23 protein-coding genes are annotated in these 23631 nt (G+C 60.1%); 9 read left to right on the top strand and 14 right to left on the bottom strand.

Annotated features, from left to right (window positions below):
* The first annotated feature begins 44 nt into the window (after positions 1–44).
* From QQF73_RS14255 to bamJ, 3 genes are all read left to right on the top strand, one after another.
* On the top strand, positions 45–602 hold the full coding sequence (locus QQF73_RS14255; RefSeq protein ID WP_219867885.1) for a TIGR02444 family protein: 558 nt from the start codon (positions 45–47) through the stop codon (positions 600–602).
* Positions 599–982 (top strand): DUF4124 domain-containing protein, encoded by a 384-nt coding sequence (locus tag QQF73_RS14250; protein ID WP_219867884.1) that lies wholly within the window; start codon positions 599–601, stop codon positions 980–982. Before QQF73_RS14255 ends, QQF73_RS14250 begins: the two co-directional genes overlap by 4 nt.
* A gap of 124 nt (positions 983–1106) precedes the next feature.
* Positions 1107–1838, top strand: a complete 732-nt coding sequence (gene bamJ, locus QQF73_RS14245; protein WP_219867883.1) for a BamJ family beta-barrel-assembly machinery protein — start codon at positions 1107–1109, stop codon at positions 1836–1838.
* A 77-nt stretch (positions 1839–1915) separates the two neighbouring features.
* Here the strand turns inward: bamJ and rsd are convergent, their stop codons facing one another.
* On the bottom strand, positions 1916–2395 hold the full coding sequence (gene rsd, locus QQF73_RS14240; protein ID WP_219867882.1) for a sigma D regulator: 480 nt from the start codon (positions 2393–2395) through the stop codon (positions 1916–1918).
* 102 nt (positions 2396–2497) lie between these two features.
* Positions 2498–3004 carry a disulfide bond formation protein B gene (locus tag QQF73_RS14235; RefSeq protein WP_219867881.1) on the bottom strand — a complete coding sequence of 169 codons (507 nt, stop codon included), beginning with the start codon at positions 3002–3004 and terminating at the stop codon, positions 2498–2500.
* A gap of 123 nt (positions 3005–3127) precedes the next feature.
* On the opposite strand from QQF73_RS14235, the gene QQF73_RS14230 reads away from it, so the two are divergent.
* Entirely contained in the window at positions 3128–3568 is a 441-nt protein-coding gene (locus QQF73_RS14230; protein WP_219867880.1) for a flagellar basal body-associated FliL family protein, read from the top strand.
* An 18-nt stretch (positions 3569–3586) separates the two neighbouring features.
* Here the strand turns inward: QQF73_RS14230 and rmf are convergent, their stop codons facing one another.
* The 4 genes from rmf to QQF73_RS14210 form a co-directional block, all read right to left on the bottom strand.
* On the bottom strand, positions 3587–3799 hold the full coding sequence (gene rmf / locus QQF73_RS14225; RefSeq protein WP_219867879.1) for a ribosome modulation factor: 213 nt from the start codon (positions 3797–3799) through the stop codon (positions 3587–3589).
* Positions 3800–3910: 111 nt separating this feature from the next.
* Positions 3911–5470, bottom strand: a complete 1560-nt coding sequence (gshA, locus tag QQF73_RS14220) for a glutamate--cysteine ligase (RefSeq protein WP_285368607.1) — start codon at positions 5468–5470, stop codon at positions 3911–3913.
* A 68-nt stretch (positions 5471–5538) separates the two neighbouring features.
* Positions 5539–7878 (bottom strand): Tex family protein, encoded by a 2340-nt coding sequence (locus tag QQF73_RS14215; RefSeq protein ID WP_219867877.1) that lies wholly within the window; start codon positions 7876–7878, stop codon positions 5539–5541.
* Positions 7879–7933: 55 nt separating this feature from the next.
* Positions 7934–9670 (bottom strand): GGDEF domain-containing response regulator, encoded by a 1737-nt coding sequence (locus QQF73_RS14210; RefSeq protein WP_219867876.1) that lies wholly within the window; start codon positions 9668–9670, stop codon positions 7934–7936.
* A gap of 144 nt (positions 9671–9814) precedes the next feature.
* Between QQF73_RS14210 and rep the strand changes: the two genes are divergently transcribed.
* The 3 genes from rep to QQF73_RS14195 all read left to right on the top strand — a co-directional run bounded on the left by rep (position 9815) and on the right by QQF73_RS14195 (position 14774).
* Entirely contained in the window at positions 9815–11833 is a 2019-nt protein-coding gene (gene rep, locus QQF73_RS14205) for a DNA helicase Rep (protein ID WP_219867875.1), read from the top strand.
* Positions 11834–11939: 106 nt separating this feature from the next.
* Positions 11940–14204, top strand: a complete 2265-nt coding sequence (locus QQF73_RS14200; protein ID WP_285368605.1) for a galactose oxidase early set domain-containing protein — start codon at positions 11940–11942, stop codon at positions 14202–14204.
* A gap of 15 nt (positions 14205–14219) precedes the next feature.
* The gene (locus QQF73_RS14195; protein WP_219867873.1) at positions 14220–14774 is read left to right on the top strand and encodes a hypothetical protein; all 555 of its coding nucleotides are present in this window, start codon (positions 14220–14222) and stop codon (positions 14772–14774) included.
* Between the two features lie 77 nt (positions 14775–14851).
* Here the strand turns inward: QQF73_RS14195 and QQF73_RS14190 are convergent, their stop codons facing one another.
* Entirely contained in the window at positions 14852–15265 is a 414-nt protein-coding gene (locus QQF73_RS14190) for a c-type cytochrome (RefSeq protein WP_219867872.1), read from the bottom strand.
* Positions 15266–15466: 201 nt separating this feature from the next.
* On the opposite strand from QQF73_RS14190, the gene QQF73_RS14185 reads away from it, so the two are divergent.
* Together QQF73_RS14185 and QQF73_RS14180 are read left to right on the top strand one after the other, a co-directional pair.
* On the top strand, positions 15467–15805 hold the full coding sequence (locus QQF73_RS14185; RefSeq protein ID WP_219867871.1) for a hypothetical protein: 339 nt from the start codon (positions 15467–15469) through the stop codon (positions 15803–15805).
* Positions 15806–15815: 10 nt separating this feature from the next.
* A complete protein-coding gene (locus QQF73_RS14180; RefSeq protein ID WP_416383203.1) occupies positions 15816–16928 on the top strand; it encodes a phospholipase A in 1113 nt (370 codons plus the stop codon).
* Positions 16929–17070: 142 nt separating this feature from the next.
* Here QQF73_RS14180 and QQF73_RS14175 read toward each other — a convergent pair whose 3' ends face one another.
* The 7 genes from QQF73_RS14175 to QQF73_RS14145 form a co-directional block, all read right to left on the bottom strand.
* Positions 17071–18423 (bottom strand): phosphohexomutase domain-containing protein, encoded by a 1353-nt coding sequence (locus tag QQF73_RS14175; RefSeq protein WP_285368604.1) that lies wholly within the window; start codon positions 18421–18423, stop codon positions 17071–17073.
* Between the two features lie 9 nt (positions 18424–18432).
* Positions 18433–18909 (bottom strand): bacterioferritin, encoded by a 477-nt coding sequence (gene bfr / locus QQF73_RS14170; protein ID WP_218636547.1) that lies wholly within the window; start codon positions 18907–18909, stop codon positions 18433–18435.
* Between the two features lie 144 nt (positions 18910–19053).
* The gene (locus QQF73_RS14165) at positions 19054–19260 is read right to left on the bottom strand and encodes a bacterioferritin-associated ferredoxin (RefSeq protein ID WP_218636546.1); all 207 of its coding nucleotides are present in this window, start codon (positions 19258–19260) and stop codon (positions 19054–19056) included.
* A gap of 97 nt (positions 19261–19357) precedes the next feature.
* Positions 19358–20650: a Xaa-Pro dipeptidase gene (pepQ, locus tag QQF73_RS14160; RefSeq protein ID WP_285368603.1), complete on the bottom strand. Its 1293-nt coding sequence runs from the start codon at positions 20648–20650 to the stop codon at positions 19358–19360.
* Positions 20643–21557, bottom strand: a complete 915-nt coding sequence (locus QQF73_RS14155; RefSeq protein WP_285368601.1) for a LysR family transcriptional regulator — start codon at positions 21555–21557, stop codon at positions 20643–20645. Before QQF73_RS14155 ends, pepQ begins: the two co-directional genes overlap by 8 nt.
* 57 nt (positions 21558–21614) lie before the next feature.
* The gene (locus QQF73_RS14150; protein WP_285368600.1) at positions 21615–22634 is read right to left on the bottom strand and encodes an ABC transporter ATP-binding protein; all 1020 of its coding nucleotides are present in this window, start codon (positions 22632–22634) and stop codon (positions 21615–21617) included.
* A complete protein-coding gene (locus QQF73_RS14145; protein WP_219867866.1) occupies positions 22631–23629 on the bottom strand; it encodes an ABC transporter ATP-binding protein in 999 nt (332 codons plus the stop codon). Before QQF73_RS14145 ends, QQF73_RS14150 begins: the two co-directional genes overlap by 4 nt.
* Positions 23630–23631: the final 2 nt, after the last annotated feature.

The following is a 23631-nucleotide window of genomic DNA, read 5'->3' as shown; positions in this document are numbered from 1 at the left end:
GTTCATTTTATCAACGTACAGTTGTGAGAGAAGGCTTGGTTGTCATGCCGGTTTTACCCGAGAGCCACACCGAAATCCCGGCAGAACACCTGAAAATTCCAGAACAATTGGAACCAGATAGCCCGTTATGGCGTTTTGCTCTCACGTTCTGGCAAAAGGCGGGCGTTCAGGAAGCCTGCCTGGCACTGCAATTTCAGGGCTGGAGCGTTACCCGAATCCTGTGTGCCTCGTGGTTGGCGCTGAACGGCCGAACGTATACTGGCTCAGAGGACGCTACGGTAACAGAGTGGCGCAATCATGTAACCGGTGCCTTGCGAACCGTTCGGAAATTGCTTCCAAAGGCAAGTACGGACCTGAACAAACTGCGACAGGGCGTCGCTGGCCTGGAGCTGGACGCGGAACGCATCGAACTGGCACTGGCTTGGCAGACACTGATGACCAACAACCCGGAAACCGGAGATATGCACGGACGCGAACATCTGATCCATGCGAATCTTGAGGCTGCCGCCCCCACAACGGTCGATGCCGGAAGTGTGGAGCCTTTACTGAATACACTGGCCGGTGCGCTGGCCGACGTCTCCAAGGGAGAATTCCAGCCATGATGATGAAATGGCTTATCCGGCTCTCGTTCCCGGCCCTGGGCCTGCTGCTGTTGCTGATTTTCTTTGGCCTCAACGCTCCGGAACAGGTTTCCGAGCCGGTCGCCGAAGAGACACAGCCGGAGATCCCGGCCTTTGAGGGCCTGGTTCCATCTCCGATAACAACGGACGGACCCGACATCGTGTTCAAATGGCAGGACACCGACGGTAGCTGGCACTATGCAGACCAGCCACCGGCCAATGGCCCATGGAACACGCTGGCTATCGAACGTCCGGAAAAGGAACTGTCTCGGAACCATGCCGCGGACCCGGAAACCGACTGGCAGTCGCCCTACAGGGCCCCCTTCTCGCTGGGCCCGACTGCCGGCGTTAACGGCAGCTGACCAGAACCGTCCGGTTTCTTAACACATGTTCAGTGGCAACTGCCGCCAGAACCCGTTACCTTCTGCGTTCTGACATACACCTTTCGGGGCAAGCGCCCCTGCACATACGTCAAAGGATGAAGCAATGAAGAAAACACTGCTTGCGCTGGCAATGACCGGCATCGTCGCTGGCTGCTCAACTCCGCCGGAAACCCCGGAAGAGCCGAAACTGGAATCCACCGACCAGAAAGTCAGCTACGGTATGGGACTGGTGCTCGGTGAACGTATGAGCAATGATCTTCCGGACCTGCAGATGGACCAGTTCCTCCAGGGTATCCAGCATGGCCACGCCGGTGATGAAGAAGCCCAGCGCATGAGCCGCGAGGAAATTCAGCAGGCGCTGATGGCCTATCAGCAGGAGATGCAGCAGAAGCAGTCCCAGCAGATGGAAGAGCTGGCCCAGAAGAACAAAGAGGCCGGCGAAGCTTTCCTGGCTGAAAACGCCAACCGCGAGGAAGTGGAGACCACCGATTCAGGCCTGCAGTTTGAGGTTCTCGAAGAGGGTTCCGGCGAGAAGCCTGGCGCCACCGATACCGTGCAGGTCCATTATACAGGCGAACTGCTGTCCGGTGAGGTTTTCGACAGCTCCCGCGAACGGGGCGAGCCGGTCACTTTTGCCCTGAACCAGGTCATTCCTGGCTGGACTGAAGGTCTGCAGCTGATGAACGAAGGTGCCCGATACAAGCTCTACATTCCGTCCGAACTCGCCTACGGCCCGGGCGGCAACCGCGCCATCGGTCCGAACGAGACCCTGGTCTTCGATGTTGAACTGCTGGACATCAACCCGCAGGCAGACGAAGACGCCGCTTCGGAATAACCCGCAGCCATCAAAAAAGCCTCAGTCCGGTTACCGGTGCTGAGGCTTTTTTTTGCCCTGGCGCGTGGGCGACGTGATCAGGCGGACGCCACCTTGCCCGCATGCACGTTGTGCAGGTGTTCGATCAGAAAATCTTCCATTTCGAAGCGGCTTTCCAGGGTTTCACCCAGCTTCGACAGTTCGTCGAACAAAGACTTGATATCCTGCTCAGACAGTTCACGACCGTCTAACCGATCGTTGAAATTCAACGCCACCTCGGTGGTCTGCTCGATTCGCGGGTAGACCTTGGCAGCCAGCTCAAGGCCGCCATCGTTGAACTCGCGGGCCTCCCGGACCAGCTGTTCGTAGATCTCGAAATGGCCGGTAGACACGTAATCCACCAGAACCTCACACAGACGCACAAACTTTTCTTTCAGGGCCTCGGTCTGGGAAAAATCACTCTCCCCGGACAGTTCACAGTAATGGACCAGCAATTCCTGACGTTCTTTGAGCCAGCGATCAATGAGCTCGCTGACGCCGCCCCAACGTTCCCTGGCATTTCGGCAATTTTCCAACATGGCGCCTGTTCTCCAATCGGTAACCCGGATCTTCTGTCTCGGTCTCGTTTCTTGTCAGGTGGATTTCAACTTACCCCATGCCTGCGGTCCGCCGCAACCGTTTCAGCCGGCAATCCAGTTTCGCGGTTTTGGCTGTCGAAACAGCAGGACCAACCCGGCAACCACCAGCAGGCTGAAGAACACCGCTGTCCAGCCCGGAATGCTCAATCCCATGAAGCGCCAGACCACTTCGGCGCAATCGCCCGTCCCTTTAAGGGCAGTCGAAAGTACCTCAAAAAACGGCAGCACCTCCAGCATGTAATCCACCGAGGGGCCGCAGGCGGGCACCTGGTCTGCTGGCAGACTCTGCAGCCAGAGTTGCCGGCCTGCCACGCCCAGGCCAGCGCCGGCCGTCAGAGCCAGTAACAAACCGTAGATACGGACCCCGAACCCTGTCGGACCGTGCAGTACCGCCAGCAGGCTGACCAGTCCGGCGCCCATGAACCCGAAACGCTGCAGCCAGCACAACGGACAGGGCTCCAGCCCCATCACATGCTCCATGTAGAACGCGACGCCCAATAACCCGGCACACACCACAAAAATTAGTCCGAACACCCACCTACTAGTCAAAAGAACACCTCGGTTTGATCAATTGAAACTGCATCCACGCACCGGGCCTGCTATTCTCGGTCCGAACGGCGACGTCACTGCTGACTCGCCACTAAACCCTAAACCATCAACAACTTCAAGCCTATGAGACTTCAGCCAAAACCCGTTCTGACTTTGCTGTTTTTCCTGTGTTCGTTTGGCGCCGCATCGCTGCACGCGGAAGAGCCCAGGGACGAAGAGGTTGTCGAGGAGGCGGGCATTACCGATTACATCGCCATGGATCCGCCCTTCGTGACGCACGTCGGCATGCCAGGCAACAAGGTCACCTACCTGAAAGCCTCGGTGAGCCTCAGGGTGGCCAGCACCGGCGCCCGGCCAGCAGTCGAAGCGCACATGCCAAGACTGCGTCACGAGCTGGTGATGCTGTTTGGTGAACAGACCGATGTGGATCAGCTGACCGCTACGGCCGGGCAGCAGGCCTTGCGGGACGAGGCGAAAACGCGGATCAATCAGGTACTGGAAGAGCAGCAGACCGGCGAAAGCATCACCGGTGTACTGTTCACGGAATTCGTCGTGCAGAAATAGCTTGGGGCTTAACCGGGGTCAGGCAATCCGGGAAAACAGGTCGTCGCCGGACCGGTCCCGCTGCACGGCGTGATCGGCGTCGTCCCAGCCCGCCTCCCAGGCCGCGATAACCACCTCGCCCCGATAGGGGCATCGAGTCTTATCCATGCCCATGGAGGCCGCCATATATCCCTGGCGGTATGCCTTGTTCAGTGCTTCCACGTCCCAACCGAGCTTCATGTCCCTTGCCACGACAATATCTCCTTGCTCCTTTGGTAACAAAAGCTAACAGCAGACCCGGGGACTGACAAACTTTTGTTCAGATTCTGTGAGTCAGGTCCGAACCGGCTGTGAAACCGGCGGTCACGACTTCAGATACTGCTCCAGGAAATCGCCAAACGGCTGATTCTCAGCGTCTTCCATGGCTTTCTGCTCGGCCAGGGATTCCGTTGTCATGGTCCTGAAGGCTGCAAGCACATCGGCATCAAGCCCTTCCTCACGGAGAACCTGTTGATGCTGGCGCGACTGTTCCATCACCCAATCCCGGTGCCCCAGGCCAGACTGCTGCATTGCCTCCACCACCTCGGAGGAAGGCACCGGCCAACTCGCGTTTTCAGGCAGTTTCCGGCGCTGCGCCGCCAGTGCGCTGCGGTAGGTTTCCCCACCGTTCCAGCTGTCCAGCAGATCCGCCAGGGGCTCGAGCTGATCAAACACCTCGGCTGCCGCCTCGCCCACGGGGACCCGCGTTCCACCCCGGCACAGGGTGAGCTCCCGATTGCGTCCCTTTGCTACCACGTCCTTGTAGTTGTCGTCCAGGCGTTCGCACTCGGCATCACCAATCCGCGGGCTATCCGTCAACAGGCAGTCGAGCAGGAACAGGTCCAGAAAATCGATCTGGGATTGGTTGACCCCCACCGGCGAGAACGGGTCGAGGTCCAGGCAACGCACTTCAATGTATTCCACGCCGCGAGTCTCAAGGGCCTGGATTGGTTTTTCCTCACGCTCGGTCGTCCGCTTGGGCCGAACCGCGCTGTAGTATTCGTTCTCGATCTGCAGCACGCTGGTGTTGATCTGGATGAATTCGTCGCCCCGGCGGGTGCCGATGGTTTCGTAGGCCGGCCAGGGCGTGTGGATTGCCCGGTCCAGAGTCTGGGTGTAGGTGCTCAGTTCGTTGAAGCAGATGTTGAGGGAGGCCTGGGCGTTGTTATGGTACCCGAGATCCCCCATCCTCAGGGACGTGGCGCTCTCGCCATACCAGGTCCGGTTGTCGAACCGGCTGAGGTCATGATTCACGCCGGCAACGAAACTGGCGTCCAGCGCGGGAGACGCCCCGAAAAGCAGCATCAACAACCAGCTCCGGCGGCGGAAATTGCGGATCAACCAGAAATATTCGTCGGATTTGAAGTCCTTCAGGCTCTGACCATTGCCCAGCGCCGCCTGCCAGGTCTGCCAGAAACTGTCCGGTAGCGAGAGGTTGTAATGAGCCCCGGCAATGCTCTGCATCATCCTGCCGTAACGCACTGCCAGACCCTGGCGATAGACGTGCTTGAGGCGGCCAATGTTGGAGGAGCCGTACTCCGCAATGGGAATGCTGGCGTCGCCATCCAGTTCACAGGGCATGCTGGCCGCCCAGAACACCTCGTCCCCGAGGTTCTGTTGAACGAACCGATGGATATTGCGCAGCGACTCCAGCATTTCTCCGGTGCTGCTGCATACCGGCGTAATCAGTTCCAGCAGGGCCTCGGAGTAATCCGTCGTGATGCGTGGATGGGTCAGGGTCGAGCCGAGGGCTTCCGGGTGCGGTGTCTGGGCGATGAAGCCGTTGCGGTCGACCCGCAGACCTTCCTTCTCTACACCTTTCAGGAAGCCACGCCAGTCGCTGGCGGCGAACTGACGAAAAACGGAATGGCGGGATTCAGCCATGGTGAACTCCTGCTGCAGCCGACACTGCCTCGTGAGCGGTGCCGGCCGATGGATAGATGGAAAACCGGTTAACGATTATCCTTGCGGGCCGAAGCCAGGGCCTGGGCCAGGGCGCCGGCCATGGCACCCTGCTGCTGTTTTTGCCCACCACCGGACCGCGGGTTCCGGCCACCGGGTTTGTGGTCGGCGCGGCCACGTCCGGCTCCGGCGGACTTACCGTCATTTTTCTCACCTGGCTGGTCATCCATACGCATGGACAGGGCAATCCGTTTACGGGGGATATCCACGTCCATGACCTTGACCTTGACGATGTCTCCGGCTTTAACCACTTCCCTCGGGTCTTTCACGAAAGTATGCGACAGCGCGGAAATGTGCACCAGCCCATCCTGATGCACCCCGATGTCGACGAATGCCCCGAAATTGGTGACGTTGGTGACCGAACCTTCCAGCACCATGCCGGGCTCCAGATCACTGAGGGTTTCCACCCCTTCCTCGAAACTGGCGAACCGGAATTCCGGACGTGGGTCCCGGCCCGGTTTCTCCAGTTCGGCGATGATGTCCTTGATGGTCGGGACACCAAACTGGTCAGTCACGTAATCGCTCGGGTTCAGCCCGCGCAGGAAGGCCGAATCGCCGACAATATCGTCCACCTTGCGATTATTCTTGGCGGCAATGGCCTCAACCACACCGTAGGCCTCCGGATGCACCGACGAGCGATCCAGGGGATTGTCACCACCGGCAATGCGCAGGAAACCGGCGGCCTGCTCGAAGGTGCGGTCCCCGAGGCGCGACACTTTCAGCAGTTGTTTGCGGTTATTGAACAGGCCGTTCTGGCTGCGGAAGTCCACGATATTCTGGGCGATGCTCTGGTTCAGGCCGGAGACACGCGCCAGCAGCGGCACGGAGGCAGTGTTCAGATCCACGCCCACGCCGTTTACACAGTCCTCGACGACAGCATCGAGGCTGCGGGACAGCTGAACCTGGGAAACGTCGTGCTGGTACTGGCCCACCCCGATGGACTTCGGTTCGATCTTCACCAGTTCCGCCAGCGGATCCTGCAGACGACGGGCAATGGAGACCGCGCCGCGGATGGTGACATCCAGATCCGGCAGTTCCCGGGAGGCGAATTCCGAGGCGGAATAGATTGACGCGCCGGACTCGCTGACCACGATCCGCGCCAGCTTCAGCTCCGGATAGCGTTTGCACAGGTCGGCGACCAGCTTCTCGGTTTCCCGTGAGGCGGTGCCGTTTCCGATGGCAACCAGCTCGATCCTGTAGTCACGACACCATTTCGCCAGCTGCTCGATGGACTGGTCCCACTGGTTCTTGGGGGCATGGGGATAGATCGCTCCATGGCCCACCACCTGACTGGTGCCGTCGATCACCGCCACTTTCACCCCGGTTCGCAGACCCGGATCGAGGCCAAGGGTCGGGCGCGGCCCGGCCGGCGCGAGCAGCAGCAGATCTTTCAGATTGGCGGCAAAGACATTGATGGCCTCGGTCTCGGCGGCTTCGCGCACCTGGGCCATCAGGTCGGTTTCAATCTGGGTTGAGAGCTTCACCCGCCAGGTCCAGCGCACCACTTCCGACAGCCATTTGTCGGCCGCCCGGCCGTTATCCCGGATATGCCAGTGCGCGGCGATGCGCTGTTCGGCCGGGTGCGGCTGTCGGCGATCGTCCTCGGTGTCGCCAACCACAAGGTTGTAGGCCAGGATACCTTCGTTCCGGCCCCGTAGAATGGCCAGGGCCCGGTGCGACGGCACTTTTTTCAGAGGCTCCACGTGGTCGAAGTAATCCCGGAACTTGGCGCCCTCGTTTTCCTTGCCCTCGATCACCGACACCTTCAATTGGCCCTGCTGCCAGATAAAATCGCGCAGGCTGCCCAGCAACTCCGCGTCCTCGGCGAACCGTTCCATCAGGATGTAGCGGGCGCCGTCCAGCGCCGCCTTGGTATCCTCCACACCCGCGTCCTTGTTGAGGTACCCCTGCGCCGTGGCCTCCGGATCCAGAGTCGGGTCGTCATAAAGGGCATCGGCCAGCGGCTCCAGTCCGGCTTCCCGGGCAATCTGTGCCTTGGTGCGACGCTTGGGCTTGTACGGCAGGTACAGGTCTTCCAGACGGTTCTTGGTATCGGCATCGTTGATGCTGGCGCGCAGCTCATCGGTCAGTTTGCCCTGTTCCTCGATGCTGTTAAGGATGGTGGACCGACGATCCTCAAGCTCGCGCAGATAGCGCAACCGCTCTTCCAGATTGCGCAGCTGACTGTCATCCAGCGAACCGGTGACCTCTTTCCGGTAACGGGCGATAAACGGAACGGTTGCCCCTTCGTCGAGCAGTTCGACGGTGGCATTGACCTGCTGCTCGCGTACGCCAAGTTCTTCGGCAATGCGCCTGGAAATACTGTTCATGCAACCTCGGTAAAATAAGATTGGTATCGAATTAAAGGAGGAAAGGTACAGCGGCTTATCGCTGCAGGCAAGCGGCCTGTCCGCGACTGCGCAGAAATTGAACAAGCTCGTTCCAGGGCATGGGGCGGGCGTAATAGTACCCCTGGATTTCATCACAATGCTGCTGGCGCAGGAATTCCAGTTGACCCTCGGTTTCCACGCCCTCGGCTACCACGCTGATCTGCAGACTGTGGGCCAGGCTGATGATGGCCCGGATGATGTGTTCCGCGTCGGCCGACTGGCCCAGCTCCTGCACGAAGGACTTGTCGATCTTGACCAGGGAAATGGGCAGATGCTGGAGGTTGCTCAGCGACGAGAAGCCGGTGCCGAAATCGTCCAGCGCGAAGCTGATGCCGAGCTGGTTCAGTTCCCGCAGGCACCGCCGGGCGTATTCCGGATCGTGCATCATCGCACTCTCCGTGAGTTCGAGTTCCAGCAGGCTCGTATCGACGTTGGCATTGAAGATGATCCGGAAGATGGTCTCCGTCATCTTGCGGTCGTGGAATTGGCGAAACGACAGATTGACCGCAAACACCAGACCCGGAAAGCCCAGCTCCACCGAGTCCTGAAGCCGCTTGCACGCCTGCTCTATGACCCAGTAGCCAATGGGCACGATCAGGCCACTGCGTTCCGCGACCGGAATAAACTCGTCCGGTCCGACCAGGCCGCGCTCTGGATGGTTCCAGCGCAACAGGCACTCCACCCCCCGAACCTCCTCCGTGGCCAGATCAATTCGCGGCTGGTAATAGAGTTCCAATTCCTTGCCCCGGAGGGCACTGCGCAGGTCGGCTTCAAGCCGGAGCTGATAACCCGCCGAGATGTGCAGGTGGCGATCGTAAAAGCGATAACTGGTCCCGGGATCGCGCTTGGCTTCGAACATGGCCCGGTTGGCGCGCCGCATGAGGTTCTCGGCGCTGTCGCCCGCCTCGGGGAAGGTAGCGACTCCGAGACTGGCATTCACCCCGATGGCCTGGCCGTCAATGGTCACCGGCTCATCCAGAATCGTGACCACTTTGCGAATGATCTGGGTAATATCCAGCGAGTCTTCCACTTTTTCGACGATGATGGCCAGTTCATCGCCGCCAATTCGCATCAACGAATCCACCCGCCGAAGGGTATGGCGCAGGCGCTCCGCCAATTTCATCATCAACTGGTCGCTCTTCTGGTAGCCGAAGGACTCATTGATACTGCGGAAGTCATCGATATTGAGGTGCAGCAGCGCCAGGCGCTGGCCGCCCCGCTCTGCCCGCATCAACGATTGCTGCAGCCGGTCGAAAAACAGATCCCGGTTAATGAAACCGGTGGCGACGTCGCGCCCCAGCTGCCCGTGGGCCGACTCGGCCAGCTGCCCCCGAAACCAGAGGCTCCGGACCGCCCGGCGGAGACTCCAGTGATCGAGTGCCTGCCGGCTCAGGTAGTCCCCGGCGCCGGCGGCAATCAGTTCCGACGCCCGCTCGTCAGCCGGTTCGGCACTCAGCGCCAGTACCGGCTTTTCATTGCTGCCAACCGCGAGGTACTGCAGAAAGGCGGATTCGGACCCACCGTGGAAGACGCAATCCCAGATAATGACATCGAAACTTGCGTTGCGGATCAGATCGTCACAATCGATGAGATCCGGGCACCAGGTGGCGTCGGGGTCAAATTCAGGATCGCGGGACAGGAAATCGTTGAGCCACAGAAAATCCGAATAATCCGGGACAAGAACCAATAGACGCAGCGGGCTTGGGCTAATCGTCTCCAGTGGCAATGTCATTAATCAGAATCCATTTTTGCGTGAACGACCAAATCCGTCCTACCTAGGATAGCCGATAGATCAGCAAGGTACAGAAAGGCACGCTCGTGTAGAATAGAGCAGACGACGCAAACGCACATTTCGTTCCATTCTGGCCCATTATTTGTGAACAAGCTCAATCCCCGACAAAGTGAAGCGGTACGCTACGCCGACGGTCCCCTGCTCGTCCTCGCTGGTGCCGGCAGTGGCAAAACCAGTGTTATCACCCGGAAGATTGCCTATCTGATCGAGCAACTGGGCATTCCGGGCCGGCACATCGCTGCCCTGACCTTTACCAACAAGGCTGCCCGGGAGATGAAAGAGCGGGTCGGACGGATTGTCGATCGCAAGCTCACCCGGGGCCTGATTGTCTCAACGTTCCACAACCTTGGCCTGAACATGATCCGGGAGGAGCATGCCCACCTCGGCTATCACCCCGGGTTTTCGATCTTTGACGCCGAGGACGCCAAGGCGCTGCTGCAGGACCTGATGCTCCGGGAAGGCAGCACCGAGGCCGGCGACGAACTCAACGATGTCCAGATGACCATCTCGTCCTGGAAGAATGCCATGCGAGGGCCGGCCGAAGCCCGGAGCAAGGCCGCCGACGAGCGGGAACAGCGCATTGCCCTGGTCTACGGCAAATACAACGAATACCTGAAAGCCTACAACGCCGTCGACTTCGACGACCTGATCCTGCTGCCGGTGCAGCTCTTCCGCACGCAACCGGACATCCTGGCCAAGTGGCGCCGCAAGATTCGGTACATGCTGGTGGATGAGTATCAGGACACCAACGTCTGCCAGTACGAACTGGTCAAGCTGCTGGTGGCCGAAAGGGCCGCCTTTACCGTCGTGGGTGACGATGACCAGTCCATTTATGCCTGGCGCGGGGCTCGACCGGAGAACCTGGCGCAGCTGAAAGAAGACTTCCCGAGCCTCAGGATCGTCAAACTGGAGCAGAACTACCGTTCCACCGCGCGCATCCTGCGCAGTGCCAACACCGTGATCGCCAACAACCCCCACGTGTTCGAAAAGGCGTTGTGGAGTGACCACACCATCGGCGAGGAGATCCGAATTGTCCGCTGCCGGAATGAGGACGCCGAAACCGAGCGTGTGGCAACGGAAATTCTCGACCAGAAGCTGAGGCAGGGCCTCGAATTCCGGGACTTCGCGGTGCTGTACCGGGGCAACCACCAGGCCCGCCTGCTGGAGATGAAGCTCCAGGCCTATCAGATCCCCTACCGGATCTCCGGTGGGCAGTCGTTTTTCTCCAAGAACGAGATCAAGGACGCCATGTCTTACCTGCGCCTTATGATCAACCCGGACGACAACGCCGCCTTCCTACGGGTGGTCAATGTGCCGCGCCGGGAAATCGGCCCGCGCACGCTGGAGCAGCTCAGTCATTACGCCCGCGCCCGCAACGTCAGCCTGTTCAAAGCCCTGGGTGACATGGGCGCGGAGACCCACGTGACCGAGAAAGGCCTGGACCGCCTGCGCCGGTTCGCCCACTGGGTCGACGCCACCTGCGAGAGGCTGTTCAGCGAAAACCCGATTCCGGTCATCAAGCAACTGTTCACCGACATCGAATACGAGGAATGGCTGCACCAGCACTCGGGCACCCCCAAGCAGGCTGAACGCCGGATGGAGAACATCTGGTATCTGGTGGAGTCGATCCAGCGCATGCTGGACGATGGCAAGGGCACGGCAGACGAGCTGGGCATAGAAGATGCCATTACCAAGCTCATCCTCCGGGACATGATGGAACAGCGGGAGGAGGAAGACGACAGCGACAAAGTCCAGCTACTGACCCTGCACGCCTCGAAAGGGCTTGAGTTCCCCCATGTGTTCATCATGGGCCTGGAGGAGGAAATCCTTCCCCACCGGAGCAGTATTGAAGAAGGCAACATCGAGGAAGAACGACGGTTGATGTACGTGGGCATCACCCGGGCCCGGGAAACCCTGACGCTGACCTACGCCGCCGCCCGGAAACAGTACGGCGAAAAGATCGAGACCATTCCCAGCCGGTTTCTGGATGAGCTTCCCGAGGAGGACCTTAAATGGGAAGGCCAGGGCGACCTGGATGTCGAGGCCAACCAGAAGAAGGGCAAGGCCACGCTCAGCGCGTTGCTTGGCGACCTCGGGAACTGATTTTTACCTTTTTTCACATTTACTGCATCTGTCCGGAAGCCTGATCCGTTGTAGCAGACGGGACCCTGAATCCCGTTTCCACAACAACAAGATCAGGAGGACAACAATGTCCCGAATACCGAAGCGAATCTCGCACGTCACCGGATCCTTTTTGCTGTTGGCGGCCGGGTCGACCACGGTCAGCGCCGGCCTCCTCGGCGGACTGTTGGACGGATCAACTGAAGACACCACGACCCAGACCGAAGAACCCACGTTCGAGGCCAGCTACGATGGCAAGGGTACTTTCAGCGAACCTTTTGCGGAGCCCACCATCATTGTGGACGGCGAAGCGGTCAGAACCGATGAAAAGTGCATCACCCGTGAGGACGGACTCGACGAGTGCAAGCCCGCCGCCGGCACCATGGCGCTTCTCAAGGACGGGCGCCTGCTCTACCTGAATGCCCTGGAAGGGACGGAAAACGTGGAACTGTCGATCGTCGCCGAGTTCGGCGAGGTGTCAGTCAACGACCAGACGCGGGTACTGTCACTGGATGAAAACGACACCCCCTCCTGGCTCAAACCCTCACCTCTGGACGCCGGGGCCAACCCCGACGGCAACGACAGCGAAACCCTGCTGGACGGCACCGAACTGGACGGCGCCATTGATACCGCCGACAACACCAGCAAAAACGATGGCGCCCTGTTCTGCTCGGACGTCATCGGTCTGGCAAATGGTAACGTGATGGCCGTCGGTGGCACCGATTACTATTCCGAACCGGGCGTCGACGGCCTGCCTCTTGGCGTTGCCGAACTTGAGGGCATCAAGAACTCCCGGATTTTCGATGAGGAGACCAACACCTGGAGCCAGAGTGGCGACATGACCTACGGCCGCTGGTATCCGTCACTGGTCACCATGGGCAGCGGCGACGTCTTCGTCGCCAGCGGCGTGACCAAGCTGCTCAAGCCCGTGTATCCGGACGAGCCCCTGAACAGCGGCCGCAACGTGGTGCAGACCGAGACCTACAACCCCTGCGCCGGCACCTGGTCGGAGAACCCGTCCACCGCCGACCGGTCACTGCCGCTCTACCCGCGCATGCACCTGCTGCCCAACGGCCACGTCTTCTACAACGCCGGCGGCCAGGCCTTTAACCCGTTTGGTCAGGGGTACGACCAGGCACTGTGGAACATCGTGGCCAGCTTCAATCCCGAGACCCAGCGCTGGACCGACATCAGCTATGCCGGCCTGCCCCTGCGACTGGATGAGGCCGGCCTGAGCCAGCTCAGCAGCACCCTGAACGTCACCAACGCCTCCCTGGAACAGGCCGTATCCGTGATTGGCGACGTGCTTGAATCACCTGCGGACTTGCTGGAAAGCGCGGCCGAGCTCGGCGTCACCGAGGAAGAACTGCGGATGGCCATAGCCGGTGGCATGCGGGGTTCCACCTCCTCGACCATGCTGCCACTGGCGCCGGACACCAACGGCGAATACACCGAGGTCGAGCTGCTGACGGCCGGTGGCGTTCCCAGCTACGCGTTGCTGACCAACCCCGGAGGCTACCTGCCGACCGACCAGAGCCGGATTGACCGCATCACCACCAACGGTGATGCAATTGACTATGAGTCGCGGCTGACCGGACCGCTGAACCAGCCACGCTGGTATGGCACCAACGTGCTGATGCCGGATGGCAGCGTCATGGTCTTCAGTGGTGGCAACCGGGACGGCGTAGTGGCACCGGGCCTGGAAGGTCCGATCCGTACCGCGGAACGCTTCGACCCGGAAACCGGCACCTGGACCGAGATGGCAACGGGACACCGGTCCCGCACCTATCACAACACCGCCGTGCTGATGGAAGATGGCCGCGTGATGATCGCCGGGCACTCACCGATCAACACTGCGTACCTGACGTTTGTCGATCTGCAGGACTTCGGACTGGCGCCCTATGACGGTCGGGATCCCAGCTTCGAGATCTACACCCCGCCCTATGCCATGCGCAATGATCGTCCGCAGATCCAGAGCGCACCAGGCAACCTGACCATCGGTGACCGCTTCAATGTCAAAGTTGACCAGGCGGACGCCATCGACAAGGCACTGCTGATCCGTCGGACCGTGATGACCCACGTCGTCGACGGCGACCAGCGCGCCATCGAGCTGAAGATGGAGAAGCAGGCAGGCAACAAGGTGACCCTGACCATGCCCGACAACCACAACGTGGTGCCGGCGGGCGAGTACATGCTGTTCGTGAGCAAGGATACGCCGGAAGGCCGGGTACCCTCGGTATCCGCACCGATCACGGTGGTTAATGAAAGCCTCGAATGTATGGCGCCGCCCCGGATGGCCAGTGACACCACAACCGAAGACGGCATCATCGAATCGACGCTTGAGATCCTCTGACCCGGGAGCGGCAATATGACATTCGGACATACCAGAAGCGGTATCGTGAGTCTGGTGCTGTTCGGTCTGGCGTCCCTGTCAGCCTCCGGGCTGACAGCGGCCCATGGCGCACCGGAAGCGGGTGACCTGCCGGAGGGTTTGGTCAAGGCCCGCATCACGGAACGGCCGGACATACCCGGTCTCAGCGCCATGATCCTGGATGCCCCGAGGCCCGGCATCATGCTTCGCTACCAGGGTGAGCGCCCGCTCACCGTTATGGGCATGGAAGGCGAGGCCTTCCTGAGATTCACCCGTACAGAAGTGCAGGTAAACACACACAGCCCGAGCTGGCAGGCGCTTCCAAACCGGTCGGCGCAACCGGATGCTGACATCGGGCAGGAACCCGGAGAGGTCACCTGGATGGCCCTGTCCCAGTCCGGCAGCTACGGCTGGCTAGATCCGAGACTGGACACCCGGAAGGTTGGTCACGGCCAGACTGGAGGGCCAAAAACCTGGACAATTGCGATCCAGACGGAGCAGGGCGAGACCCGGCGCATTGGTGGCGAGCTGGAATTCACACCATTGCCTTGAACAAGGCCCTCAGGACGTTATCCAAAAAAAAAGCCCCCGCGACTGCGGGGGCTTTCTTTTTTCTGCCCAGCGAGAACTTACTGGCTTTCCGACACGATGTGCTCGACCGCGCTGGCGATTTCCTCATCCGGACAGTTCGCACAACCACCTTTGGCCGGCATGGCATTGAAGCCGTTGATCGCGTGGTTGATGAGGGTCTCCATGCCCTTTTCAATACGTGGCGCCCAGGCAGCGGTATCGCCGATTTTCGGTGCACCGGCTGCACCGGTAGTGTGGCAGGCCATGCAGACGGCGTCATAGACTTCCGGGCCAGGACGGGGGCCAGAACTGGCGGTCTGGGTGGGCGCAGCGGCAGCTCCACACTCGTCGCCCTGCAGGCACACTTCGCCGACCGGTTCGATGCGTGAACGAATTTCATCTTCAACACTTGCCATCACGGCACCGGCGGTGAGGCCGAAACCAAGCAGTACGACAGCCAGGACTCTCTTCATCTTCACAATGCACCTCGCATTAGAGCGTTATAATCTTCAGTGCCCGCATTATAGCGACTGAACCCTGGCAAAAAAACCAAACGGCAAAATCAGCACTTGATCTGAGCCAGATTAATTGCCATTTCGTAAGCCAAACAGCGTTTTGCAACGTTTCCGGTTACCATAGAACCGCCAACCATTCAGGACTCCAGGAACTACCGCATGTCACGACCAGACGCTCCCCCTCCGCATCCGTTACGCAAGCCCCTGCTGATTGCGGAGTTTTCGGCCCTGGCCATCTTGCTGGCCTCTATGGGCTGGTTCTCCAGCCAGACCGCTGATGGCAGCCAGCTCAACGTGGCCTGGCTGCTGGTTCCGGCGGCGGCCAGCCTGGGCGTTTTCCTGAGCTTTATCGGCTTGATGTACCTGCGTTGGGTTGCAGCAGCGGAGGCCTCCAACCGGTTTCGCCACAAGGTGGTGTTTGCACTACTCGCCATTACCCTGATCGGGGTCTGGGTGTATGGTGTTGCCAACACCTGGATCAGCCTGAACGCCACCTGAGGGCCAGCCCATGCGATCGAGACTTTCTGCGTCGGCCACGTTGAGCCTGGTTCTGGTCTCGAGTATGGCGGGCGCTCAGGAAACCACCATTCCGGATGACAGCGCACCGAAGCTCACCGCAGACGAGTGTGCCCTGATTGAGAACGGTATTCGACGGCTGGCTTGTTATGACCGGGTCCTGGACCCGAACCGGGCTCGGGAAGAGGCCAACCCGGACAAGGTCAGGGAAATTGAAGAGGAAGCGGATAAAACCCTGCCCACGCGCGAAGCCAAGGTGCAGGACATGGCCGGCGACGGAGACAGTAATGAAGGCGTGATGGACTCCATTGTTGATCAATACATCGCCGCGGAGAAGGCCGTATTCAGCTTTTCTGGAAGTTTTGTCGGCTATCGGCCGACTTACATCCTGCCCATCAGCTGGGTCAAGTCCCCGAACCCAAGGCCCACAAGTCCAAGCCTGGGTGCTGCCAGCTACGACTATGACCTGGAGCGCGAAGAGGCAAAATACCAGATCAGCTTCAAGGTGCCGCTGTTCACAGGGATGCTGGATGACCGCACCACACTCTGGTTCGGCTACACCCAGAAATCGTTCTGGCAGGTTTACAACCGGGACGATTCCGCGCCGTTCCGGGAGACCAACTACGAACCCGAGATCTTCATGCGCTATCAGACCGATTGGAAGATCGGCAAGGGGACCCTGAACGCGCTGACGTTCGGTTTCAACCATCAATCGAACGGCCAATCCGAACCGCGGTCCCGAAGCTGGAACCGCATCATCGCTTCCGCCGCCTACAGCTATGACCGCTGGCTGGTCATCGTCCAGCCCTGGTACCGCATTCCGGAAAACAGTGAGGACGACAACCCGGACATCGATCGCTACCTGGGTTACGCGAACTACACAACCGTGTACAAGCTGAGCGAGGATCGTACGTTTTCCCTGAACCTGAGGAATAACCTGCGGTCGGACAACAAGACGTCGGTGGAGTTCGGGTACAGCTTTCCGATGGGGGATACGGTTAAGGGCTTTTTCCAGTACTACAACGGGTATGGGGAGAGTCTGATCGACTACAACCACCGGATTGAGCGGTTTGGTATCGGGATTATGCTGAACGACTGGCTCTGACTCAGGAGTTAGGGCAAGCGAACAGGGCCTTCTGAAACCCGCTCAAGCACATCCATGTGGCGCTTGAGCTCCGCCATCCTTGGCTCCGCACAGTTTCAGAGGCCCCGTCCGGCCCGATCGCCCGAGAGTCTGACAGTGAGCCTTACTGATTCAGACGCTCCATCTCTTCCAGTAACTCTTTGGTCTTTGTTTCCATCAGCGGGATATCACCCCGTGATTCCACGTTCAGGCGGACAACCGGTTCGGTATTGGACATCCGGAGGTTGAAGCGCCAGTCGTCAAACTCGATGCTGACGCCATCCACGTGGCTGACGCTTTTCGCACCAACACCGTACTTGGCTTCGATCGCCGCAATTACCTTTGGGGGATCGGCAATGGTGCGGTTGATCTCGCCGCTGGCCGGGTAGGCTTCGATGCGGGCGTCGATCAGTGAAGACAGGGTCTGGCCGGACTGGCTCAAACGCTCGGCCACCAACAACCAAGGAATCATGCCGCTGTCGCAGTAGGCGAAGTCCCGGAAGTAATGGTGGGCGCTCATTTCGCCACCATAGACCGCGTCTTCATCGCGCATGCGCTGTTTGATGAAGGCGTGGCCGGTCTTGCTCTCGATGGCTTCGCCACCGGCGGCCTTCACCAGGTCCAGGGTATTCCAGGTCAGGCGCGGGTCGTGAATCACCTTGCCACCACCGGTCTTGCGCAGGAACTGGTCGGCCAGCAGGCCAACGATGTAGTAGCCTTCGATGAACCGGCCGTTTTCGTCGAAGAAGAAACAGCGGTCGTAGTCGCCGTCCCAGGCGATACCCATGGCGGCCCCTTCCTCCACCACCGCCTCGGCGGTCACGGTGCGGTTCTCCGGCAGGATCGGGTTGGGTACGCCGTTGGGGAAGTGGCCGTCGGCCTGATGGTGTACTTTCACGAATTCGAACGGCAGGTGCTGTTCGAGTTCATCGATCACCAGGCCCGCGCCACCGTTGCCGGCATTTGCGACGATGGTCATGGGCTTCAGCGAGCCCGCGTCCACGTAACCCAGCAGGTGGTCGATGTAGGCACTCATGGCTTCCAGCGGCTCGTAACGTCCCAGCTCAGGAGCATCGGCGAAGGGTTCCAGCACCCGATCCCGAATGTCGTTCAGACCGTTGTCGGAGCTGATGGGACGCGAGTCCGGGCCCACCATTTTCATGCCGTTGTGATCTCTCGGATTATGGCTGGCGGTCACCATGATGCCGCCGTCCATGCCGTAATGGCTGGTGGCAAAATACACCATCTCGGTGCCGCAAAGACCAATGTCGAAAACGTCCGCGCCGGCAGCCATCAGGCCCGAACTCAACGCTTCGGCAATGTCCGGACTGGACAGGCGGATGTCGTAACCGACAATGACTTTCTTCGCACCGGTAATCTCGACATAGGCTCGGCCGATGCGCTCGGCCAGGGTCGGGTTTAACTGGTCAGGCACTCGACCGCGCAGGTCATAGGCTTTGAAACAGGACAGGTCCATTGTCTGGTTTTACTCCGCGGCGGCTGACTGAAGCTGGATGTAATTCTGGATACCCATCTGGGAAATGAGCTCCAGTTGGGTTTCCAGCCAATCGATGTGTTCCTCTTCACTGTCGAGAATGCTGCGGAACAACTGGCGGCTGCCATAATCCTGAACCTGCTCGCAGTAGGCCACCGCTTCTTTCAGGTCGACGTGGGCGGTCTGCTCAAGCTTGAGGTCGCAGGTGATCATCTCCTCGACGTTTTCACCGATCAGAAGCTTGTTGAGGTCCTGAAGGTTGGGCAACCCCTCGAGAAACAGGATGCGCTCGATCAACTGATCGGCGTGCTTCATTTCGTCGATGGATTCCTCGTATTCCTTGGCAGCCAGCTTGGTAATACCCCAGTCCTTGTACATACGGGAATGAAGGAAGTACTGGTTAATGGCGGTCAGCTCGTTGGCGAGGACCTTGTTGAGATACTGAATAACCTTTTTATCGCCTTTCATAGCGTGGCTCCCTTTTGAGGTATGTAATCCGTACCCAAGGATAGCCGGTTACAGCTCAATAAAAAATTGCAGGCGGGAAAGATTCGCAACTCAGGCCGGCGCGGAGAACCGGCTTGGTGAAGACAGAGCAAACGGCAGGTGTGTCTATGCCGGTTGGGCCAACAGGTTAGCCAGTGACAGGTAATCGGGTGTCGAACACTCCCTCAGGATCTCGCGAGCGGTACTGGCACAGCGACCGCATTGCCGGCCCACTCCCATTTCTTTACCAAGCTGACGCATGGAGGTAACCCCGTTTTCGGCAGCTTCGCGAATTTCCCGGTCAGTAACCCCGTGGCAAAGGCACACGTACATAACTGATTCTCACTAACGACATTAAAGGTAGTGATAATTATTGTTATTTGCGTCTCGAATTACAACCCCTTCTTGTTAAATTTCTGCAACAGGGTCATCAGCCTCCGGCTTCCCGGGTCAGGTTGCGGGCGCCATCGTCAGTGACCACCACATTGTCCTCGATGCGAATGCCGCCACAGCCTCTGAGATCGTCGATTACGGCGTGATTGAAGTGCCCTCCGAGCGGCCCGTCCAGAATGGGAGCCAGCAGTGACGGGATAAAATAGAGCCCCGGCTCGATGGTGACAACCATGCCCGGCTCCAGGGTCCGGGTCAGGCGCAGAAACGGCGCGTCTGCCGGCGACGGCTCGCGTTTGCCGGCGACATCGTGCACCTGAACTCCGAGGTAGTGGCCGATACCGTGGGGGAAAAAGGCCCGGGTAACCCCCTGCTCCACCAGGGCCTCGTCGTCCAGTCCCGAGACCACCCCGGCGGCACTCAGCAAGGCCGCAATGCCGTCATGGGTTTTGCGGTGGATGGCCACGTAATCGACCCCGGGCGCCACCATGCCGCACAGGCGACGCTGCAGTTGTTCAAGGCCCTGAACCAGCGCGGCAAACCGACCTTCACCGGCCCCGGGCGTGGTGCGGGTAATGTCCGAGCAATAGCCCCGGAATCGGACACCCGCGTCGATCAGCAGGCTGCGGGCGCGGGCCGGCCCATCAATGTCGTAAAACTGATAATGCAGGGTGCCGGCGTGTTCGTTGACACCAATGATGCTTTGGTAAGGCGCTTCGGCCTCACGCTGGCCGGTGGCCCGCTGATAGGCCAGGCTGATCTCGAACTCACTGCCACCACCGAGGAAAGTGTCCCGGGCAGCCCTGTGGCCGCAGACGGCAATCTCGTTGGCCCTGACGAGACAGGCAATTTCATAAGGCGTCTTGTGGACGCGGGTTTCCTCCAGGTCCACCAGCAACCGCCCCGGGTTGTGATCACCCGGCACCTGCGCCACGGTCGCCGGATCCCCGATAACCGCCAGCTTGCCGGCGCGCTCCATGGACGGCGCCTCACGGTGCTGTATGAAACGTACCTCCACCGCCTGTTGCCAGGGTTCCTCCGGCAGATCCAGGTTCGCGTGCCAGAAGTCCACCGGCTGATACAACCAGAGCACAGGCGTGCGGCCCGGGCGAATCAGCAACCAGCTGTGTTCCTGGCCGGCCAGGCCGGTCCAGTGCAGAAAGGGGCCGTACCCCTGAAAAGGGTAGGACTGATCATCCCCGTAGCGCATGGGCGCGGCACCGGAGCTGATCAACAGGCCGTCGTAACCGTGCGCCAACAGAGCCTTCTGGTATCGCTGCTGGAGCGTCTGGATGTGATCGGTCTGCAGGGCCAATAGTTCAGTGTCAGGCATGTTGGTTTTCCAATGTCTCCCAGAGCGTTAAAAGATCGTCGGAGCGCGGCTCACACAGGCGGATCAGGCGAATTTCCAGCGGTACGTCCCAGTGTTCATCCCCGGCCCGCACCAGGCTTCCGAACTGCTCGCTTTTTTCCGTCATTCGTTGTGGCAGCCAACCCATGCCAAAGCCCTGTTTGACCAGGGCCTTGATGCTGGCGGACTGGGTATTCTCATTCAGTGGCAACAGACTCGCAGAGTCCTTGCTGCGGCTGAGATGCGCCTCGATGGCGGACTGCAGAAACCCCCGGGGGTGGTAGGCAATCAGAGGCACGGGCTGCTCCGCGGTACCCGGGAGCGAATACCGCGGCTGACCGTCATCATCCATCACACTGACCGGCACCAGCGATTCCCGAGCCAGGGTGATCGACTCGTACCGATCCGGATTCAGCCGCTCGCCCCAGGGCAGATCCTTGTGCCAGTAGCACAGCACCAGGTCGCACTCGCCGTTGTCCAGGGCATCCAGGAATTGCTCCCCCACCCAGTTGGTGGCCTTGAGGTTCAGCTGCAGGCGCTCCGCGACCCCGGCTTTGCGAGCCCAGCCCTGGTAGAAATGGGAGAACAGCCCCTGGGTGGAGCCGACGCTGATCCGCGCCGAGGCCTCGGCCTCCATGTCGTGAATGCGGTCTTTGGTGTCCCGGACGTCCCGGGTGACCCGCTCGCACAATTCGACAAAGGCCTCCCCTGCCGGTGTCAGCGACAGTGGCAGGGTCTGGCGATTGATCAGGGTGGCCCCCATGGCTTCCTCGAGAAGCTTGATGCGACGGCTGAACGTCGGCTGGCTCACGTGCTGCAGCTCGGCTGCCCGTGAGAAATGGCGCGTTCGTGCCAGCGCCATAAAATCTTCAAGCCAGCGTATTTCCATGGGGTCACCAGGGTCCGGAGATAATGTCAGGCATGATAGCCTATCGCGGCAACCCTGTTACAAGCGCCCTTCCTCGACGGCGTGACACGCCACCTGGGTGCCACCGTCGGTCGCAATCAACTGGGGAATTTCCTGCCGGCAACGCTCGTTGGCGTAGGGGCAGCGACCGTGGAAAACGCACCCGGACGGCAGCTGCACCGGGGTGGGCACCTCCCCTTGCAGACGAATATGGCTGGGCCGGTCGTCTGCGAGTTTCGGAATGGCCGACAACAGCGCCTGGGTGTAGGGATGCCGCGGCGTGCTGAACAGGGTTCTGGTGTCCGCCAGCTCGCACACCCGGCCCAGATACATGACCGCCACCCGGGTGCCGAAGTGCTCCACCACGGCCAGGTCATGGGTGATGAACAGGTAGGTCAGGTTGCGGCTCTCCTGGGCATCCATCAGCAGGTTGAGCACCTGGGCCTGGATCGACACGTCCAGGGCCGAGATCGGTTCGTCGGCAACAATGAATTCGGGATCCACCGCCAGCGCCCGGGCAATGGCGATACGCTGACGCTGACCACCGGAAAACTCGTGACCAAACCGGCTGCCCCAGTCGGGATCGATACCGACCGAGTGCATGACTTCATGCACCTTGTCGCGAACCTCAATGTCCTTGGCGTTCGGCTGGTGGAAACGGATGGGCTCTTCCAGGGTTTGCTGGATGGTCATCCGCGGATTCAGGGACGCGTACGGATTCTGGAAGATCATCTGCATCTTGCGGCGGTAGGGCAACACCTCCTTGCCATCCAGATTATCAATACGCTGGCCATCGTAATGAATCTCGCCGGCGCTGGGTGACAACAACCCCATCACGGTGCGGGCCACCGTCGACTTGCCGCAGCCGGATTCGCCCACCACGCACAGGGCCTCGCCCTTCTGCACCTGCAGGTCGACGCCGTTGATCGCATGCACGGCTTCCTGCTTGCGCTGGAAGCGACCACCCTTGAACGAGATCTGCTCCAGCAGGCTGCCGGACAGGTCAAACTTCTTCTCAAGTCCGCGAATGTCCACAAGTGTGGATGACGGGGAGGTCACGATCCCACCTCCTGCATGCGTTTCTCCTGCTCAATAAGGTTGCTGACTTCGTAACAGGCCACATCGACATTTCCGGAGCGCACATATTCCGGCATGGTGCGCTTGCACTGGTCGGTGGCGAACTTGCAGCGTGGGTGGAAGGGGCAGCCGGTGGGCACGTTCTTCAGGGACGGCATGGAACCGGGAATCTGGAACAGCCGCTCACCGGGCTCGCCCATCTGGGGCAACGCGTTGATCAGCCCCTGGGTGTAGGGATGCTGGGCATCGTTGATGATTTCCCGGGTCGGGCCCTGTTCGATGATCCGGCCGGAATACATCACCAGCATGCGCTGGGTGACCTGGGACACCACGCCCAGGTCGTGGGTGATCAGCATCAGGGCCACATTCTCCTGCTCACACAGTTCCAGCAGCAGGGCCATGATTTCCGCCTGGATGGTGACGTCCAGCGCCGTGGTCGGCTCGTCCGCAATGATGATTTCCGGGTCCAACAGCAGCGCGATGGCGATGATCACCCGCTGGCGCATCCCGCCGGAGAGCTCGTGGGGATACTGATCCAGGCGCTTTTCCGGGGACGGAATCTGCACCTTGCGCAGTTTTTCCAGGGCAATATCCCGGGCACCTTTGGTGCTGATCCGGCGATGGGCCTTGATGGCCTCGACCATCTGGGTGCCGATGGTCAGCACCGGATTCAGGGTCATCATCGGATCCTGGAAAATCATCGCGATGCGGTTGCCACGGATTTTCCGCAGCTCGCGCTCGCTCATGGCCGCCAGGTCCCTGCCCTCAAACAGGATCTGGCCCCCGGCGATGTAACCGGGCCGGGCAATCAGGTTCAGGATGGAGAAGGCCGCTACCGATTTACCGGCGCCGGATTCGCCCACCAGCCCGAGTCGCTCGCCCTTATCCAGGCTGAAGCTGATGCCGCGCAGGGCCGTGAGGTCGCCGCCGCGCACTGCAAAGCGGACGTCGAGATTTCTTACTTCCAGTAATGACATGA

It is taken from the genome of Marinobacter albus (genome assembly GCF_030238305.1).
In the GTDB taxonomy this organism is placed as follows: Bacteria; Pseudomonadota; Gammaproteobacteria; order Pseudomonadales; family Oleiphilaceae; genus Marinobacter; species Marinobacter albus.
This window is presented reverse-complemented; position numbering and strand designations above follow the sequence as displayed.

Excerpts from the sequence above, each read along its gene's own strand:
- QQF73_RS14200 (WP_285368605.1), top strand. The coding sequence starts at position 11,940 with ATGTCCCGAATACCGAAGCGAATCTCGCACGTCACCGGATCCTTTTTG.
- QQF73_RS14165 (WP_218636546.1), bottom strand. The coding sequence starts at position 19,260 with ATGTACGTGTGCCTTTGCCACGGGGTTACTGACCGGGAAATTCGCGAA.
- QQF73_RS14175 (WP_285368604.1), bottom strand. The coding sequence starts at position 18,423 with ATGGACCTGTCCTGTTTCAAAGCCTATGACCTGCGCGGTCGAGTGCCT.
- gshA (WP_285368607.1), bottom strand. The coding sequence starts at position 5,470 with ATGGCTGAATCCCGCCATTCCGTTTTTCGTCAGTTCGCCGCCAGCGAC.
- rsd (WP_219867882.1), bottom strand. The coding sequence starts at position 2,395 with ATGTTGGAAAATTGCCGAAATGCCAGGGAACGTTGGGGCGGCGTCAGC.
- QQF73_RS14250 (WP_219867884.1), top strand. The coding sequence starts at position 599 with ATGATGATGAAATGGCTTATCCGGCTCTCGTTCCCGGCCCTGGGCCTG.
- QQF73_RS14230 (WP_219867880.1), top strand. The coding sequence starts at position 3,128 with ATGAGACTTCAGCCAAAACCCGTTCTGACTTTGCTGTTTTTCCTGTGT.
- QQF73_RS14185 (WP_219867871.1), top strand. The coding sequence starts at position 15,467 with ATGTCACGACCAGACGCTCCCCCTCCGCATCCGTTACGCAAGCCCCTG.
- QQF73_RS14195 (WP_219867873.1), top strand. The coding sequence starts at position 14,220 with ATGACATTCGGACATACCAGAAGCGGTATCGTGAGTCTGGTGCTGTTC.
- QQF73_RS14190 (WP_219867872.1), bottom strand. The coding sequence starts at position 15,265 with ATGAAGAGAGTCCTGGCTGTCGTACTGCTTGGTTTCGGCCTCACCGCC.
- QQF73_RS14255 (WP_219867885.1), top strand. The coding sequence starts at position 45 with ATGCCGGTTTTACCCGAGAGCCACACCGAAATCCCGGCAGAACACCTG.
- bfr (WP_218636547.1), bottom strand. The coding sequence starts at position 18,909 with ATGAAAGGCGATAAAAAGGTTATTCAGTATCTCAACAAGGTCCTCGCC.
- bamJ (WP_219867883.1), top strand. The coding sequence starts at position 1,107 with ATGAAGAAAACACTGCTTGCGCTGGCAATGACCGGCATCGTCGCTGGC.
- pepQ (WP_285368603.1), bottom strand. The coding sequence starts at position 20,650 with ATGCCTGACACTGAACTATTGGCCCTGCAGACCGATCACATCCAGACG.
- QQF73_RS14155 (WP_285368601.1), bottom strand. The coding sequence starts at position 21,557 with ATGGAAATACGCTGGCTTGAAGATTTTATGGCGCTGGCACGAACGCGC.
- QQF73_RS14215 (WP_219867877.1), bottom strand. The coding sequence starts at position 7,878 with ATGAACAGTATTTCCAGGCGCATTGCCGAAGAACTTGGCGTACGCGAG.
- QQF73_RS14180 (WP_416383203.1), top strand. The coding sequence starts at position 15,816 with ATGCGATCGAGACTTTCTGCGTCGGCCACGTTGAGCCTGGTTCTGGTC.
- QQF73_RS14210 (WP_219867876.1), bottom strand. The coding sequence starts at position 9,670 with ATGACATTGCCACTGGAGACGATTAGCCCAAGCCCGCTGCGTCTATTG.
- QQF73_RS14145 (WP_219867866.1), bottom strand. The coding sequence starts at position 23,629 with ATGTCATTACTGGAAGTAAGAAATCTCGACGTCCGCTTTGCAGTGCGC.